Below are 16173 nucleotides of genomic sequence, written 5' to 3'. Positions count from 1 at the left end.
GAGCACCGGAAATGCTTCCGGTGCTCAGGGTCAGCCCCGAACCTTACAGGTCCGCCGGAACATAGGCGCGGGTATCCCAGACCTTGTAGGATTCCATGAATTCCTGCTGGCTCTCGTACACACGCTTGAAGTCGGCATCCTTGGCGGCTTCCTCTTTCAGCACTTCCTCGGTCACTTCCTTCAGCTTGAGCAGAACTTCGCGGGGAATCTGATCGGCCTGAACGCCCTTGTCCTGGAACTCGGCCAGAACCTTGCCGTTCTTGTACTCGCCCTCGGCCAGACCACGAGTCGTCGCCGCGGTACAGGAAGCTTCAACCAGCGCCTTCTGGGCTTCGGTGGCACGATCCCACTCATCCTGGTTGATCAGCATGTACTGGGCCGTGAACTGCTGGTGCCATCCCGGGAACAGGTTGTACTTGACCACCTGATTGAAGCCCAGGATCTGGTCGATGGCGGGCATGGAAAATTCAGTGGCATCGATGGTGCCTTTTTCCAGAGCCTGGTACAGCTCACCGCCCGGCATCATGGTGACAGAGGCACCCAGTTTTTCGAGGACCTTGCCGCCCAGGCCGGCGAAGCGAATCTTCAGGCCCTCGTAGTCTTCCAGGGATTCGATGGGTTCGGCGTACCAACCCGCTGTTTCAGGCCCGATGATGCCGCACAGCTGTGCATGTACATCAAAGCCCTTGTTGGCATAGGTTTCCTGCAGCAGTTCATGACCGCCGCCGAAGTAATACCAGCCAATGTAGGCCGGGGGCTTCATGCCGAAGGGTACAGCGGCAAACAGGGGAATCGCCGGCACTTTGCCCTGGTCGTAGCCGATCCAGGTGTAACCAGCCGATACCTTGCCATCAGACACAGCCTGGAGAATATCGAATGGCGGAACCAGCTTGCCCGGCTCATAGACACGGACCTGGATGCTGCCATCGGAGGCGGTGGTGAGGTTATCTGCAACCCAGGCGGCGGGAGAACCCAGGCCCGGAAGGTTGGTAGCGAAGGCTACGGGCATTTTCCAGCGCAGATCGTCTGCAAACGCGGAACCGGTAGTCAGAGCGATCGCACCGGCCACACCGGTGAGGGCCTTGAGAAGTTTCATTGGCAAGTCTCCTTGCATTGTTGTTGTGTATGGCCCCGCGGAATACCGCTATGGAGGGCCGGATCTGAATAGGTCAGACGACGCAGGAACAGACAGACGAATGGGAAGTCCGGGTCCAACAGTCGGCGTCAGTCTTGTTGTCTGCGTTGTTCTGACGTCCTGCAACCAGGGCATAGCAGATGACGTGCCAGATCGAAATTCCATCTAAATTTCAGATAGTTAGATAAAAAGCGGAGGTCATTGCAGGAGAGACTAGTCCGGATTTCCGGACACATTAAGACCAGAGTCGTAGGTATTTGTACGGAGTTCAGGACAGCCGTCCGGAAATCAGGACATCCTGGCAAGCTTTTCGTAAAGGACGGAGCGGGAGATTCCGAGCAACTTGGCCGCACGGGTCCGGTTGCCACGGGCGGCCACCAGGGCCTCTTCGATGGCCTGGGCCTCGGCTTCCGCCATGGTCTGGCTCAGGGGTCGGACGGGGCGTGGAGCCAGGGTCGACACCGGGCGGTTGCCGTTTCGCGGGAGCACCTTGAAGATGGCATCGGCGTCCAGCAGGCCACCGTCCTCACCCATGGTCAGGGCTCGTTCCAGTACGTTGCGCAATTCCCGGATATTACCGGGCCAGTCGTAACCGGCCAGGGCCGAAACACCGGCGTCGGTGATCTCACCACGGACATCCAGACCGTCACCGATATCCTCCAGCAGTGCTTCGCACAGCACCCCGAGGTCGGCCAGGCGGTCGCGCAAGGGCGGGATGGGTATTTCCAGCACGTTGAGACGGTAGTACAGGTCCGACCGGAAGCTGCCCTCGGCAATCATCGTTTCCAGGTTGCGGCTGGTGGCGGCGATGACCCGGACATCCACGGGCACCACCTTGTTCGACCCCAGCGGTTCGATCTCCCCTTCCTGGAGGGCGCGCAGCAGTTTGGCCTGCAGTGGCAGGGGCATATCGCCCACCTCGTCCAGGAACAGGGTGCCGCCGTTTGCCAGCTGGAACTTGCCGTCGCGGGTGCGCCGGTCTGCACCGGTGTAGGCGCCGGGGGCGACGCCGAAGAACTCGGCCTCCAGCAGATTATCGGGAATCGCCGCCACGTTCACGCCCACGAAGGGCTTGTCAGTGCGGGTGGAGACCGAATGGATAGCCTGGGCCAGCACTTCCTTGCCGGTGCCGGTCTCGCCCAGCAGCAGCACCGGCATGTCCCGTCCGGCAGCCAGACGGGCCCGGCGCTTCACTTCCAGCGCGGCCGGACTTGCGCCAACAAAATCCCCCAGGCTGTAGCGGGTGCCCCGGGCCTTTTTCGCCAGCGCCTTGCGTGCCGCCGCCAGGTCCTGATGCAGCCGACGGTACTTGCTGACCAGCGGGGTCAGGGGCTGCAGGTCATCGTAGAGGACAAAGGCCACGGCGCCGACCAGCTCACCGTCATCGTCGTAATACGGCATACGGGTCACCACCAGTTGCTGCTTGTCGTGTTCCATGATGTCCAGCAGCAGTGGCTTGCCGGTCTCAACCACTTCCGGCATGCGGGTATGGGGAATCACCACCCGCACCGGTTTGCCGATGGCATCGGCAACGTCGCCCAGTCCCAGCAGCTGGGCATAGCTCTGATTGATCCAGGTGATCCGGGCTTCCCGATCCACGGCGATGGCACCGGCACTGGCTTCCTCGAACATGGGAAACAGCGCCTCGATCAGTTCGCAGGTCAACCCGCGCCGGGTCCGGTCGCCAAACAACTGTGTCATGGAGTGTGCACCACCGCTTTCAGGTTTGATCATTACAACAGCACCCGGGTATCCGGAAAACCGGACACCTCGCCGAGAGTATATGACCACCCCGGAAAAGGGGCAAACGGGTGAGGCCCCGGCACGGGGCCGGGGCAAGGCAGTGAGGCATTACTCGGGAATCCGGAGCTGGCTCCCGGTAAAGACGATCCGGTCCTGAGGTACAGGCTCGGGACTGATCGCAGGCAGGTTGGCCTCACCCAATGGCGTGGTCAGATTGCCCCGGGGCATCGTGCGGACCACCTGGCTCGGCGGCAATGGCCGTTTTTCGGTCAGGTGCTCCCAGACCAGGTCCAGCGCCTGGAAATAGTAGTGATGCAGGGGCACGTAGCGCTCGGCAATGCCGGGAAAGCCGTTGAGCACATCCAGGTGATGGGCGTTGAGGATTTCATAGTAACGCAGTCCGCTGTGCTTGCCCTCGACCCGCCGGTTCAGGCCCACATAGGGCCGGGACGTATGGTTGATGGGCAGGATGGCATCAGCCCGGCCCGTTACGAACACCGCCGGCTTGCCGTGCAGATCTCCGTTAGCCCGGATTGCAGAAATACCCGAAGCGATACGGTCGGACCAGAGTGCCTGTTCGCCGGTCAGCGGATCGCCGAAATACTCGCTGCCAGCAACGTCGGCTGACCCACGGCACCGTCATTGACCAGGTTTACGCCACCGGTGGGAGGAATGCCGTTACTGGTGGCATACAGGGCTGCCTCATCGGTCGGGGGCAGGTGCGTGACCGCACCGAAGGCGTCGGTAGCCGCCAGGCTGATACCACACAGCCGGTCCTCGACCCCGGCGCGGCCATAAGCATTGGCGTAGGTCATGGCAATGCTCTGGGCCACGGAAAGGCCAAAGTGCACCGGCGCCAGCAGATTCTGTTCGGGCTGGATACCGAGTTCGTCGTTGAGAATCCTCAGGGCATCCGTGGCCTGCTCCTCCACCGTCACGCCAGTCACCAGACCCTTGCTGGCCAGGGACTGACAGATGTTCTCACCCACGGCCGGCGGATTGAACAGACTATTGAGCGGCGCCTGGTCCCGGATCCCCGGTGCCTGATTGGCGCAGCCCTGGTAGACCGCCAGCGCCGTGGTGTAATCCAGCAGGCTCCGGCTGTGATCGCTTATCACCGGCCCATCGCCCTGGCGGATGGTGAAGCTGCGATCCACCACCGGGTTGAGATTCGGCTCGGACACTGCTATGCCGTCAATCAGACCCCGGTCGTCCAACTCTGCCGCCCGCACCGAGGCGCCGCCGCCATTGGACACACTGGAGGCGATCACCAGGGTGCTGCGGGGACGGATGGTGGCCAGGGTTTCACCATTACCCAATGCCCGGCCATACCGTTCATTGAGCACATAGAAGCCGAATTCGATGGACTGCAACACGTGCCGGCCCCAGTCAGCCTCGGGGTTAACTCCGGAGTGGGCGTGCTTCCAGGCAAACCGGTCCGGCCAGTCTGCATTGAAATCGTCGCGCGCCTGGTCGGAAAGCTCCGTCCGGCAGGGGATCCGGACAGAATCAACCGGTCGGCGATCCCGGTTGCTGGTGAAGACGACCAACGCCGGCAAACTTCCTCCGGTACTGGGCCGGTGTCAGCCCCACCCGCTGCTGAAATTTCCGGGAAAAGAACGCCGCGTCCTGATAGCCCACCATCTCCGCCACCGCTTCCACCGAAACATGGCTGGTCTCGAGAATCTGTTTGGCCTCCTCCAGCCGCAATGTCAGAACATATTCGATTGGGGTCATCCCGGTGGCCTGGCGAAAACGCCGGTGGAAGGAGCGCTCACTCAGGCCGCTGAGGCCGATCATGCCGGCCACCGGTGAAGGTTGGTCGTAATGATGCGCCAGCCAGCGCTGGCACCCGGCAATCACCGCGTCAATGGACTGGCGCTGGTGGTTCATGGCGACGAACGGCTGCTGGCCGTCTTCATGCCATTCCACCAGATGCACCTTGGCCACGCGGATGGCTTCGGCCTGGCTGCAGAAGCGGGCAATCAGGTACAGGCCCAGATCCATCCAGGACGTGCCACCGCCCGACATGATAAGGCGCTGACCGATGCCGGAGGCAACCATGGCCCGCTCCGGATGCATGCGCACCCCCGGATAGCGGCGGGCCATGAACTCACAGAAACCCCAGTGGGTGGTGGCATCCTCGCCCGCCAGCAGCCCCGCCTCGCCCAGTAGGACCGCGCCGGTGCAGGCGGTGGCCAGCAGCCCGCCCCGGTCCCAGTAATCCCGGATCCAGGCCACCTCGCGCTCGAACAGTCCGGCTGGCCCGTCGGCCGGGTCGAACATCACCTCCAGAATGCACAAGGCATCGGGGCAATAATCCCGGTCAAGCCGGCGGGTTGGCCTCACCAGAGCACCGTTGGCCAGCTCCATCGGCTGCCCTTCCACTGAGACAATCTCTACCAGGATCAGGGGTTCGCCGGCTTCGCCCTGCACCAACAAGCTCCAGTCCCTGCCTGCTGAACCCAGCAGCTCCTGCATGCCGTAGATCGGTGACGCGGTCGCCTGAGGCATGGCCAGAATGCCTATCTGCACTGGCTGGACCGCATCGGTGTTTTTTGCCATGGAGATTTCCCCCGTCTTCCTCCCCAAAGCTTCCAACATCGGCAGAAAAACGCAAGTCCGGGGGTCGGATGGCGGATTCGGACAGGAACTGACCGATTTCGCTGAGGGACGTCCGGGGCGAGGGGTGCAAGATCAGGGAGCATTCACACAAAAACCGGAAGGAGCATAGATATGAACGCCCCCCTGAACCTCGACACCCACCAGCCACGGACCCCGGAGGCCTTTGGCGAACGGTTCGCAACCATGGTCAATAACGCCGCCGTGGTTACCATGACCTCCCTCGGTCACCGGCTCGGACTGTTCGATACCCTGGCCAGTCTGCCGCCAGCCACCAGCCAGCAAATTGCCGACGCCTGTGGCCTGAACGAGCGTTACGTACGGGAATGGCTGTCAGTGATGGTCACCGGCGCCATCGTGGACTACCAGCCCGAAGCCGGAACCTTCACCCTGGACCCGGCCCACGCCGCCTGCCTGACCCGCAGCGCCAGTCCCGATAACCTGGCGGTGACCGCCCGCTTCATCCCCGTGATCGCCAGCATGGAGGACGCTCTGACCGACTGTTTCCGAAACGGGGAGGGACTGCACTACCACCGCTATCCCTGCTTTCATGACGTCATGGCGGAAGACAGCTACCAGACCGTGGTTTGCGCCCTTTTTGACCACATCCTGCCTCTGGTTCCGGAACTGCGGGAACGCCTGGAGGACGGCATCTCGGTACTCGACGCCGGTTGCGGGCGCGGTCTTGCCCTGCTGAGTCTGGCAAAGGCCTTCCCGAACAGTCACTTCCAGGGCTACGACCTGTGCGAGGAAGCCTTCCGGCCGACCCGCGCCGAAGCCGCCCGGCTGGGGCTGACCAACCTGCACTTCGCCACCCGGGATCTCCGGGATTTCGAAGAACCCGCACAGTACGATCTCATTACCTCGTTCGATGCCTTACACGATCAGGCCGACCCCGCGGCGTTACTGCGGGGCATTGCCCGGGCCCTCAGGCCCGGAGGCACCTACCTGATGCAGGACATCGCCGGCTCAACTTTCCTGGAAAACAACCTGGACCACCCGCTGGGGCCGCTGCTGTATGCCATTTCCTGTGCCCACTGCACACCGGTGTCGCTGGCCCAGGGCGGACCGGGTCTCGGCACCCTGTGGGGCGAGGAACGGGCAGAGCTGATGCTGCGCCAGGCCGGATTCGGTGACATCCGGTCCCAGCGGCTCGACCATGACCCTTTCAATGTCTACTTCATCGCACGGCGCGGGGAGGGCGAACAGTCATGATCAAGGTCCTGTTTCTGCTCTACGCCCTGGTTAGCTACGTTTTGGGTTTCCTGGCCCTGCTGGCCCTGGCGGGATTCCTGCTCAACCTCGGGCCCTGGCGCATCGATACCGGTTCGACAGGGGACGAACTGGCTGCCATCGCGGCCAATTCCCTGCTGTTGGCGGGTTACTTCGCCCTTCACTCGATCATGGCGCGCCCCGGTTTCAAACGTCGCTGGACAAGGCTTGTGCTTCCGGCTCTGGAACGCAGTACCTACGTGCTGATCGCCGGTCTGAGCCTGCTCCTGCTGCTGGCCACCTGGACACCCCTGCCAGCCTCGCTGTGGCAGGTGGAGAGTGAAGCTGCCCGTGCCGCTATCTACGCCCTGCACGGTCTCGGCTGGGTCATCATGGTAGCGGCGACCTTCCACATCAATCACTTCGAGTTCTTCGGCCTGCGCCAGGTCTGGCGCCACCTGCAAGCTCTGCCAGCGACCGAGGTGCCGTTTTCCGCCCGGTTCCTCTACGGCCTGGCACGGCACCCCATCAGCCTGGGCTGGATGATCGTGTTCTGGGCGACCCCGGACATGAGCCTCGGCCACCTGCTGATGGCCGTCATCACGACCGGTTACATCCTGGCGATCACCCCCGTGGAAGAGGCGGATCTTGAACGCCAGGTCGGGCCGATCTACCGGGACTATCAGGCAAGGGTGCCGGCGTTCCTGCCCCGATTACGAAGGGCCAGGCGCATCCGCCAGGGTGAATCGCTCGTAGATTGTCCTGACAGATAGCAATGACAGGAGCCCTGCGGGTGAGACAACGCCGGAGCGCAAACCTGGCCGCCCTGATCCTGGGCGGCCTCTTACTGGCGGGATGCGCCAGCCATCACAACGCACGCGAGGCGCCGGCGGCCCTGCCGGAGACCGGCTTCGAGGTGCGTTCAGCGGTCCGTTTCTCGCCACAGGACTGGCCCGAACCGCTGTTCGCAGACCTCTATCTGCCGGAAAAGGCCCGCCCGGCGCCGGCGGTGCTGCTGGTCCACGGCGGAGGCTGGGAGCGACGCTCCCGGGAAGACATGACCTGGATTGCCGAGGAACTGGCCGAGCGCGGTTTTGCGGTGATGAACATCGATTACCGCTTTGCGCCGGAGTACACCTTCCCGGCACAGCTCCATGACCTTCAGGTGGCAATGCGTTGGCTGCGGGAGCATGCAACAGCCTACCGGATTGATCCCGATGCCATCAGCGCCTTCGGGTTCTCCTCCGGCGCTCATCTGGTCAGCCTGCTGGCTCTGACCAGCGAACCCGGGCATCCCCTGAGCGAACCCCATGGCGGACCCGGGACCCGACCGGTTGCGGTGGTCGCCGGCGGCATCCCCAGCGACCTGCGCCGGTTCGATTCGGGGCGACTGATCCGCCAGTTCCTGGGTGGGACCGAGCAGGAGAAGCCGGAAATCTATCGGCTGGCCTCACCCATGGCCCATGTCTCCCCCGATGCGCCCCCATTCTTCCTGTTCCACGGCAACCTGGACATGCTGGTGCCGCCGGAGCAGGCGGAGGACTTCCACAATGCCTTGCTGGCAAACGGGGTACACTCCGAGCTCTACCTGATGCATCTGCGGGGCCACATCACCAGCTTCCTGACCGCCGGCAATGCCGTGGAGCAGGCAACGGAATTCCTGGCTCGTTTCGGCGGCGGGCCCAGTCAGCAGCCGTGATCTAGCCGAGACCAACGAAAGGCGCGAGGGTTAACGCCAGGATTACCAGTATGGCGACACAGGCGGCAAGGATGGTCACCGGCTTCCGGCGGAAGCTGTGCCAGAAACCCGTTTCACCCCGGGCCTGGCGCGCTTCAAAATCCTCCCGCTGCCGGTCTCGACGCTGCCTCTGGTATTCGTCCAGCAACGATCGCGCACGGGCAGCCTCATCGTCATCGTGCACCCAGAAGCCCCCCATACTGATACCCCAGCGGCTCGGGGGCGTCTCGTAATAGCGAACCCCGTGTTCGTCGAACAGGGCCCGGATCTCGTCGGCCTCGTCATCGGGTACATGGCGCAGATTCATCAGGTGGTGGGGCATGGGCTTCCATTGGCTGGTATCAGGATCGGGATTGCCTATATGCTAACAGCAAAGCACCAATGACCGAATTTGCCACCAGGACACTGCATGAGCCAGAACCCCCTTCGTCTGCTGCTGGATTTTGACGACCGTATCCAGCGGGACAGGGACCAGCCCTCCGCTTTCCTCCACCGACGGGACCGTCGCTTTGCCCTCGACTGCGAGCAGCAGGGAATAACCCCCGACGCCTCGCACTGGCTGGCACACATGGATCGTCTGTCCGGTCCGGGTGGCACCGTCACCGCCGGCAGCCGCGAGCTGCGCCTCTGGTGTCGGGTCAATGGCGGCTTCGTGGCCGCCGGATGCCTGATCGGCATCCTCACCATGCTGGGCTTGCTGTTCTATGACGGCGGCCAGCGCATCAACATCACCGTGATCCTGGCGTTTGTCCTGTTCCAGCTGCTGCTGGCGCTGGCAACCACCGTGCAGGCACTGGTCGGCTGGCAACCCTGGCGCTGGTTGCTGAAACGGCTCCACCGGGACCACGCCAGCCCCACACGGGCCCGGCTCCAGCCACTGCTCATGGCCCGCGCTGCCCATGCCGGCGGTGTTGCTTTCGGCCTTGCCGGCCTCGCCACCCTGCTGGTGATGGTCGTGGTCCAGGATCTGGCCTTCGGCTGGAGCACCACCCTGGATACTGCGGCCTCCGGCTACCACAGCCTGGTCATCACCCTGGCCACGCCCTGGTCCTGGCTCTGGCCCGTGGCGGTGCCGTCCCTGGAGCTGGTGGAAGCCACCCGTTTCTTCCGGGCGGCTTCGGGCACAACCGGGATTGATCCTTCCCGCTGGGGTCAGTGGTGGCCGTTCGTGGTCATGCTCTGGCTGACCTGGACCGTGATACCGCGGGTACTGCTGCTGATCCTCAGCCAGGGTCTGCTACGGCACCGAACCGCCCATTTGCTGGCCCGTCATCCGGGCATGCAGGCACTGTTGTACCGGATGGAAACCGCCACCCTGGATACCGGCAGCAGCCACAACGATGCCGCCGACCTGCCCGACACCCGGACCCGGGCACGCCCGGACCTCCTACCGGACACGCCCATCCTGATCTGCTGGGCCGGAGCCGGGGAACCGGAACTGCCCCAACGCCTGCAGGCGCCGGATAACCGCAATTTCCGGGCCGGAGGCCGGGCCACCCTGGCCCAGGACGACGAGGTACTGGCGCAAGTGGGCAACCAACTGACTGGCCAGAAAAAGCCAGCGGTGATTGTCGTCACCCGCAGCTGGGAACCACCCACCGGGGAACTGCACGACTTCCTGGAAACCGCTCGCGAACGCTGGCCATCAGGTACCCGGGTGACCCTGCTGCCCCTGGCCAGTGACCCGAACCGGGCCCCGGAAACACACCTGGTGCAACCCTGGCTCCGATTCACCGAGCGCCTGGCCCCGGGCTTTGCCTCCGTCGCGCTGCCACCCACCGATGAGCCGGATCCCTACCTGGCCGGGAGCGTCCAGCCATGACCACAGCACCGGTGTTCGCCGTCGTCGGCCACCCGAACAAGGGTAAGTCGAGTATCGTGGCCACCTTGTCCCAGAACGACGCCATCGCCATTGCCCTGGAACCGGGCACCACCCGGGCCCGGCAGGACTATCCGCTGACCGTCGACGGCCAGAAACTCTACACCCTGGTGGACACCCCCGGCTTCCAGCGCCCCCGGCGGGTGCTGCAATGGCTGGAGGCCCACAGCATCTCCGCCTCGGACCACCCGGAGACGGTCAGGGCGTTTGTGTTTCAGCACCGGGGGGATGACCGGTTTGTGGATGAATGCGAACTGCTGGCGCCGATCATGGAAGGAGCGGGTATCATCTACGTGGTGGATGGGTCGGTGCCCTACAGCGCCGAACACGAAGCCGAGATGACCATCCTGCGCTGGACCGGCCGCCCGAGCCTGGCCCTGATCAACAGCATCGGCGAGGACGATCACAGTGATACCTGGCAGTCGGCACTCGGCCAGTTCTTCCAGGTAGTCCGCAAATTCGACGCCGTTCGCGCCCCGTTCGAACAACATCTCAGCCTGTTACGGGCATTCGGCCAACTGGAGCCTGACTGGGAGAAACCGCTGGAAAGGGCCACCCGGTACCTGTCCGAACAACGTCACCAGCGCAGGCATCAGTCTGCCAGCCTGATTGCCAGGGCCCTGGAAGACCTGATGTCCTACCAGGAAAAGCGCACCCTGACCCTGAACCAGGTGGCCGAAACCAGCGATGCCAGCCTCGCGGAAACCCTGCGGGACCGATGGTACCGGCACCAGCGCAAGCGGGAACAGACCCTGCGCATCGACATCGAGCACCTGTACCAGCACCAGCGCATCCGGCGCCAGGAAGCGGAACTCCAGTGGCACAGCCAGCATGACCTGTTTTCCGAGGACACCCGCAAACACTGGGCGGTCAGCAAGCGCTACCTGGCCACCGCAGGCTTTGGCGCCGGCGCTGTGGGCGGCGCCGGCATCGATGCCATGACCCTGGGCTCCTCCCTGGGGACCGGGGCCCTGGTCGGCGGCCTGATTGGTGCCGCCGGCAGCTATTTCTACGGCGACCGGCTGCTGCTCCCGGCACTGAACATCGGGCCCCTGAAGGACGGCCTGAAAACTGCCAGTTTCGGGCCTGTACAGGACAGCCAGTTCGGCTATGTTGTATTAGGGCGGGCCGTGGACCACTGGTGGCATATCAGCCACCGGAACCACGCCGGACGTGACCTGCTGGAACTGGAGCCGGCCGATCACCACTGGCTGGAACAGCTCGACAAGACCAGCCGGCGGGAGATTCAGCGGGCTTTTGACCGGTGCCGGAAACAGCGGCCCCTGACCCACCAGCAGAGAGAAAATTTAACTACGGCCATCGAGCAGGCGATGTCGGCTTATGACGACTGGCGGTTGAACCGGGCCTGAGGCGCATGTTTATACTGTATGGCTATTCCATCACAAAATGAGGAATGCGAATGAAAATTGTACGAGTGCAAGACATTATCGGTACCGAGCGCGAGGTCAGCGACAAGCAATGGACCAGCCGCCGGCTGCTGCTGAAGAAAGACGGCATGGGATTCTCCTTCCACGAGACCATCATCAAGGCCGGCTCTGAACACACCTTCTGGTACAAGCACCACCTGGAAGCCGTGTACTGTGTAGCCGGTAACGGCCGTATCAAGGACCTCGCCACCGGCGAAGTACATGAAATCACCGACGGCACTCTGTACGCCCTGGACAAGCACGACCGGCACACCCTGTACGGCGGCACCGAAGACATGCGCCTCATCTGCGCCTTCAACCCGCCGGTCACCGGCCGTGAGATCCACGACGAAGACGGCGCCTACCTGCCGGACACCAGCGAAGACTGATCCGGCATACCGTGGCTGAACACCAGGCCGCGACCACACCGCCACCGCCAGCCCGACTGCTGCCGGTGGCGGTGTTGCTTTGGCTATCCGGCGTTTACCTGCGCATCCCCGTGCTGGTGGCGCCTCCTCTGGCTCCCTTCATCGGCGAGGAACTCGCCCTCTCCAAGGCCCTGACCGGTGCCCTGACCACCCTGCCCATCCTGATGCTTGCCATCGGCGCCATGCCCGGCTCCCTGGCCATCTCCCGCATCGGACCGAGAAATACCCTGGCGCTGGCCATGGTCATCATGGTGATCGGCTCCGCCAGCCGTGGCCTCGCCCCTGAAACCCTGACCCTGATGATTGCCAGTGCCGTCATGGGCCTGGGGGTGGCCATGATGCAGCCGGCGCTGCCGGCGTTGTTACCACGGTGGCTGCAGCCGCACCACCTGGCCCTGGGCACCGCCATCTACATGAACGGCATGCTCATGGGCGAATTCATCGGCGCCGGCGTCACCCTGCCGGTGCTTATGCCCCTGCTGGATAAAAGCTGGCGCGCCACCCTGATCGCCTGGTCGCTGCCGGCCTTGCTGGTCGCCACCGCTCTGTTTCTGCCCAGACGGGACCTGGCCCGCCCGGTCCGCAAAGCCGCCTGGCTTCCGGACTGGAGCAACCCCCTGACCCTGAAACTCGGCCTGCTGCTGGGCCTCTCCGGCTCCATGTTCTTCGGCCTCAACGCCTACATGGGCAACCTGCTCGAACAGCAGGGCCAGTTCGACAAACTCTCCGAAGCCCTGTTCTGGTTTAACATCGCCCAGGTCTTCGCCTCCCTGACCATGCTCAAATTCGCCCGCGCCTGGGTCGGCCGCCGAACTCTGATCGTTACCATGGCGACCCTCAGCATCCTCGGCACCGCCGGCACCATCGCCCTCGACGGCTGGTGGTCCATCGCCAGTGCCACCCTGATGAGTTTCGTTGCCGGCATCCTGTTGATCCTGCTGGTGGCACTGCCGCCCTTGCTGGTCCGCCCCGAAGAAACCGGCCGCCTGTCCGCCGGCACCTTCCTGGTGGGTTATACCCTGGCATTCTCCGTGCCCATGCTCGGCGGACTGCTGGCCGACTGGACCGGTGATGTGCGCCATGCGGTGTTGGTGATGATTGGTTATAGCGTGGTGGTTTTGCCGCTGGCGTTTACGTTGGATTTGAGACGGAAGGAGAAGAGTGAAGATGGGGTCAGAAGAAGGCTTTCTTCTGACCCCTGAGTCGGGCATCCCTTGCCTCAGCCAGACTCCAAACTCAGATGTAGTAGTCCTCGAGCGGAGGAAACCCGTTAAACTCGATGGCACTGTAGGTCGTCGTATAGGCCCCGGTAGAAAGCCAGTACATCCGATCCCCGATGGCCAGATTCAGCGGCAGCGGATACTTGTGATGCTCGTACATGATATCGGCACTGTCACAGGTCGGCCCCGCAATCACACAGTCCTCGCCCTCGCCGGACTTCTCCGTCCAGATCGGGAATTTGATGGACTCATCCAGCGTCTCAATCAGCCCCGAGAATTTGCCCACATCGGTATAGACCCAGCGGTGCAGGGCGGTGCGGGACTTCCGGGAAATCAACACCACCTCGCTCACCAGCACGCCGGCGTTGGAAATCAGTGACCGCCCCGGCTCGATGATGATCTCCGGCAGCTCATCACCAAAATCCTCGCGCAGGAACCGGGCAATCTCCTCGGCGTACACCCCCAGATCATTAGTCCTGGTGATGTAGTTGGCCGGGAAGCCACCGCCCATGTTGATCATCTTCAGCTCGATGCCGTCCTCTTCCTTCAGGCGCTCGAAAATCACCTTCACCTTGTTCAACGCCGCATCCCAGGCGCCGATTTCACGCTGCTGGGAACCGACATGGAAGGACACGCCGTAGGGCACCAGGCCCAAGTCACGAGCCAGGATCAGCAGGTCCATGGCCATGTCGGTCTGACAGCCAAACTTGCGCGACAACGGCCAGTCGGCGGTCAGGGTGCCCTCGGTCAGGATGCGAACGTACACCTTCGAACCCGGAGCCGCCCTGGCAATGTTGCGCAAGTCGGCCTCGGAATCAGTGGCAAACAGGCGCACCCCCTGCTCATAGAAGGTGCGGATGTCCTTCGCCTTCTTGATGGTGTTGCCGTAACTGATCCGGTCACCGGTCACGCCCAGGGCCAGCACTTTCTCCAGCTCATACACCGACGCGATGTCGAAGTTGGCACCCTTGTCCCGCAGCATGGACAGGATCTGGGGCGCCGGGTTCGCCTTCACCGCGTAGTAGACCTTGGCGTAGGGAAAGCCTTCCACCAGCTCGTTGTACTGACGATCGATGGTTTTGGTATCGATCACCACAAACGGCGTTTCTTTGGTGTCGGCGAAATCCTTGATGCGCTTGAAGGTCTCGGCGTCGTAGTAATCGGCGATGTTGGCGTTAACGGCTTCGGTCATGGGTGGTGTTTCCCTCCACAGGGCAAGCAGGCATAAAAAAAGGCGCTACAGCAACGCTGCAGCACCCGTAAGATGGCGCGATCATCGGGCTTTTCTCCGATCACCGCAAATGCGCATATCTACCCATAAGTAAAACGGCCAGACCCGGTGGGTTATGGCACGGAAATTGGCGCGAAAGCGTGGGCTCAGACCGCCACCGGCCACAACGGCGGCCCGGTGGGGCCGTCCGGGTCCCGGGGCTCACTCTGTCGGCTCAGGTAGCCCAGGATGGCCTGCTGCAGGTCAGTGCCCCTGTCCAGGCCCTTGTTGCCAAAAAGCCGATTGAATTCAAGTACATAGGGATAACCTTGCACCAGGGCGATATCGAACCCGGCATGGTCCACCTCCAGCCCCCGGGCCAGCCGCAGTGCCAGGTCCGTCACCGCCTCGGGTACCGGGCTGTTGTCGATCTGCCCGCCCCGGGCCACATTGTTGTAAAAACCCTGGTCAGCCTGGGTTCGCCAGTAGGCCGTCAGGACCTCGTCACCAATCACCACGACCCGGACATCCCGGTCGATGGGCAGATATTCCTGGGCATAGAGCACCTCGGTGCGCTCACAGTAACGGCGCCAGTCTCCCCGGGTCTCGATCAGCCACACGCCTTCGCCCATGCTGGCCTTGGGCAGCTTGGCCACGAAAGGCAGGCCCATGGCGTCCCAGATCATGTCCCGTTCCAGCGGGCCGTTGGCCTCGATCATCGTCCAGGGCGTGTGCTCCGGGGCCACAGTCTGGAAGGCACGGGTCATCTCGATCTTGTCATGACCGATGCGGTAGCTGGCAACGCTGGGAAACACCCGGCACTTGAGGCCGTGGACCAGGGCATTGAGTTGCCAGTACTCCGGGAACAGGACCCAGTCTGCTTCCTGCAGCAGCGCCTTGTGCTGCAGGTAGTGCTCGGGCTTGAGCACCGTGGTATCGGGGAATCCGAGGGTACGGAACGCATTGAAGGAAACAAACTGCATGGTAACGGCCTGATGGGAAACTGAACGCATTTTATTCAGCTTCGGGCATCTGACAATAGGTATTCTCGATCATTTATTGATCCATCTCATGGATTACCTCAAGACAAGTGATAATAATTCGTATTCTTGATAAATCACTGAGGAAGGTCCTATGAAAATTACCCGTAATCTGACCCTTGTTGCAGCCGCCCTGATGTTCTCCCTGCCCGCACTCGCCGAAGATTACGAGCATTACGAGGGCGAACCGGCAGAAACCCTGGAACAGGCCGTGACCAATTTCTCCAAATATAACAACAAGCTCGACAAGTTACTGGCCGGAGAACTGAACCCCGAAGCCATGAACGAGATCCATCAGCTGACCTACACCCTGGAAAACGCTCTGAATAAACTGAACGGGGAATTCGACGACCTGGCCGAGCGCCTGGAATTGGTGCACGAAGCCTCCGAATATGCCGATCCGGAAACGGTCGAACGCGAGGGCTCGATTTACCTGCAGAAAAGCCGCAAGGTTGTTCCGTGAGTGCGGCCCGGCAATCCCTGCTAGGCTCTGGTTAACCAGGCATAAATTCGGGAGCC

The 16173-nt window shown here is 62.7% G+C and carries 16 protein-coding genes; 8 read left to right on the top strand and 8 right to left on the bottom strand.

Annotated features, from left to right (window positions below):
- Positions 1–43: 43 nt before the first annotated feature.
- The 5 genes from DET50_RS09940 to DET50_RS09925 all read right to left on the bottom strand — a co-directional run bounded on the left by DET50_RS09940 (position 44) and on the right by DET50_RS09925 (position 5443).
- Positions 44–1096, bottom strand: coding sequence for a TRAP transporter substrate-binding protein (locus DET50_RS09940; protein ID WP_113862702.1), 1053 nt, complete (start codon positions 1094–1096; stop codon positions 44–46).
- A gap of 327 nt (positions 1097–1423) precedes the next feature.
- Positions 1424–2836 carry a sigma-54 interaction domain-containing protein gene (locus DET50_RS09935; RefSeq protein WP_113862751.1) on the bottom strand — a complete coding sequence of 471 codons (1413 nt, stop codon included), beginning with the start codon at positions 2834–2836 and terminating at the stop codon, positions 1424–1426.
- A 150-nt stretch (positions 2837–2986) separates the two neighbouring features.
- Positions 2987–3412, bottom strand: a complete 426-nt coding sequence (locus DET50_RS19725; RefSeq protein WP_309472655.1) for a 3-hydroxybutyrate oligomer hydrolase family protein — start codon at positions 3410–3412, stop codon at positions 2987–2989.
- Between the two features lie 50 nt (positions 3413–3462).
- Positions 3463–4437 (bottom strand): 3-hydroxybutyrate oligomer hydrolase family protein, encoded by a 975-nt coding sequence (locus DET50_RS19720; protein ID WP_309472654.1) that lies wholly within the window; start codon positions 4435–4437, stop codon positions 3463–3465.
- Entirely contained in the window at positions 4388–5443 is a 1056-nt protein-coding gene (locus DET50_RS09925; protein WP_113862701.1) for a GlxA family transcriptional regulator, read from the bottom strand. The genes DET50_RS19720 and DET50_RS09925 overlap by 50 nt, the downstream gene beginning before the upstream one ends.
- Positions 5444–5614: 171 nt before the next feature.
- On the opposite strand from DET50_RS09925, the gene DET50_RS09920 reads away from it, so the two are divergent.
- The 3 genes from DET50_RS09920 to DET50_RS09910 are packed head-to-tail and all read left to right on the top strand — an operon-like array spanning position 5615 to position 8411.
- Complete coding sequence (locus DET50_RS09920) at positions 5615–6715, top strand: class I SAM-dependent methyltransferase (protein WP_113862700.1); 1101 nt, start codon at positions 5615–5617, stop codon at positions 6713–6715.
- A complete protein-coding gene (locus DET50_RS09915) occupies positions 6712–7485 on the top strand; it encodes a methyltransferase family protein (RefSeq protein WP_113862699.1) in 774 nt (257 codons plus the stop codon). Before DET50_RS09920 ends, DET50_RS09915 begins: the two co-directional genes overlap by 4 nt.
- Positions 7486–7505: 20 nt before the next feature.
- Positions 7506–8411 (top strand): alpha/beta hydrolase, encoded by a 906-nt coding sequence (locus tag DET50_RS09910; protein ID WP_258546104.1) that lies wholly within the window; start codon positions 7506–7508, stop codon positions 8409–8411.
- A 1-nt stretch (position 8412) separates the two neighbouring features.
- On the opposite strand, the gene DET50_RS09905 is transcribed toward DET50_RS09910, so the two are convergent.
- Complete coding sequence (locus tag DET50_RS09905) at positions 8413–8772, bottom strand: DUF6164 family protein (protein ID WP_113862697.1); 360 nt, start codon at positions 8770–8772, stop codon at positions 8413–8415.
- 87 nt (positions 8773–8859) lie between these two features.
- On the opposite strand from DET50_RS09905, the gene DET50_RS09900 reads away from it, so the two are divergent.
- Genes DET50_RS09900 through DET50_RS09885 form a run of 4 tightly spaced genes read left to right on the top strand, consistent with a single transcriptional unit; the run spans position 8860 to position 13386 of the window.
- A complete protein-coding gene (locus tag DET50_RS09900) occupies positions 8860–10272 on the top strand; it encodes a DUF2868 domain-containing protein (protein ID WP_113862696.1) in 1413 nt (470 codons plus the stop codon).
- Positions 10269–11699 (top strand): GTPase/DUF3482 domain-containing protein, encoded by a 1431-nt coding sequence (locus DET50_RS09895; protein WP_113862695.1) that lies wholly within the window; start codon positions 10269–10271, stop codon positions 11697–11699. Before DET50_RS09900 ends, DET50_RS09895 begins: the two co-directional genes overlap by 4 nt.
- Positions 11700–11749: 50 nt before the next feature.
- The gene (locus DET50_RS09890; protein ID WP_091998564.1) at positions 11750–12145 is read left to right on the top strand and encodes an ectoine synthase; all 396 of its coding nucleotides are present in this window, start codon (positions 11750–11752) and stop codon (positions 12143–12145) included.
- A gap of 11 nt (positions 12146–12156) precedes the next feature.
- Complete coding sequence (locus DET50_RS09885) at positions 12157–13386, top strand: MFS transporter (RefSeq protein WP_113862694.1); 1230 nt, start codon at positions 12157–12159, stop codon at positions 13384–13386.
- A 34-nt stretch (positions 13387–13420) separates the two neighbouring features.
- Here DET50_RS09885 and DET50_RS09880 read toward each other — a convergent pair whose 3' ends face one another.
- Together DET50_RS09880 and DET50_RS09875 are read right to left on the bottom strand one after the other, a co-directional pair.
- Positions 13421–14596, bottom strand: a complete 1176-nt coding sequence (locus tag DET50_RS09880; RefSeq protein WP_113862693.1) for a type III PLP-dependent enzyme — start codon at positions 14594–14596, stop codon at positions 13421–13423.
- 185 nt (positions 14597–14781) lie between these two features.
- Positions 14782–15597: an ATP-grasp domain-containing protein gene (locus DET50_RS09875; protein ID WP_113862692.1), complete on the bottom strand. Its 816-nt coding sequence runs from the start codon at positions 15595–15597 to the stop codon at positions 14782–14784.
- A gap of 151 nt (positions 15598–15748) precedes the next feature.
- Here DET50_RS09875 and DET50_RS09870 point away from each other — a divergent pair, with 151 nt between their 5' ends.
- Positions 15749–16117 carry a DUF6746 family protein gene (locus DET50_RS09870; RefSeq protein WP_258546103.1) on the top strand — a complete coding sequence of 123 codons (369 nt, stop codon included), beginning with the start codon at positions 15749–15751 and terminating at the stop codon, positions 16115–16117.
- Positions 16118–16173: the final 56 nt, after the last annotated feature.

The sequence above is a fragment of the Marinobacter pelagius genome, assembly GCF_003315345.1.
GTDB classification, from domain to species: Bacteria; Pseudomonadota; Gammaproteobacteria; order Pseudomonadales; family Oleiphilaceae; genus Marinobacter; species Marinobacter pelagius_A.
The sequence above is the reverse complement of the archived record's forward strand: the minus strand, read 5'-3'. Positions and strand labels throughout refer to the sequence as shown.

Coding starts and splice junctions, on each gene's coding strand:
- DET50_RS09940 (WP_113862702.1), bottom strand. CDS start 1,096: ATGAAACTTCTCAAGGCCCTCACCGGTGTGGCCGGTGCGATCGCTCTG.
- DET50_RS09935 (WP_113862751.1), bottom strand. CDS start 2,836: ATGACACAGTTGTTTGGCGACCGGACCCGGCGCGGGTTGACCTGCGAA.
- DET50_RS09925 (WP_113862701.1), bottom strand. CDS start 5,443: ATGGCAAAAAACACCGATGCGGTCCAGCCAGTGCAGATAGGCATTCTG.
- DET50_RS09920 (WP_113862700.1), top strand. CDS start 5,615: ATGAACGCCCCCCTGAACCTCGACACCCACCAGCCACGGACCCCGGAG.
- DET50_RS09915 (WP_113862699.1), top strand. CDS start 6,712: ATGATCAAGGTCCTGTTTCTGCTCTACGCCCTGGTTAGCTACGTTTTG.
- DET50_RS09905 (WP_113862697.1), bottom strand. CDS start 8,772: ATGCCCCACCACCTGATGAATCTGCGCCATGTACCCGATGACGAGGCC.
- DET50_RS09900 (WP_113862696.1), top strand. CDS start 8,860: ATGAGCCAGAACCCCCTTCGTCTGCTGCTGGATTTTGACGACCGTATC.
- DET50_RS09895 (WP_113862695.1), top strand. CDS start 10,269: ATGACCACAGCACCGGTGTTCGCCGTCGTCGGCCACCCGAACAAGGGT.
- DET50_RS09890 (WP_091998564.1), top strand. CDS start 11,750: ATGAAAATTGTACGAGTGCAAGACATTATCGGTACCGAGCGCGAGGTC.
- DET50_RS09880 (WP_113862693.1), bottom strand. CDS start 14,596: ATGACCGAAGCCGTTAACGCCAACATCGCCGATTACTACGACGCCGAG.
- DET50_RS09875 (WP_113862692.1), bottom strand. CDS start 15,597: ATGCAGTTTGTTTCCTTCAATGCGTTCCGTACCCTCGGATTCCCCGAT.
- DET50_RS09870 (WP_258546103.1), top strand. CDS start 15,749: ATGAAAATTACCCGTAATCTGACCCTTGTTGCAGCCGCCCTGATGTTC.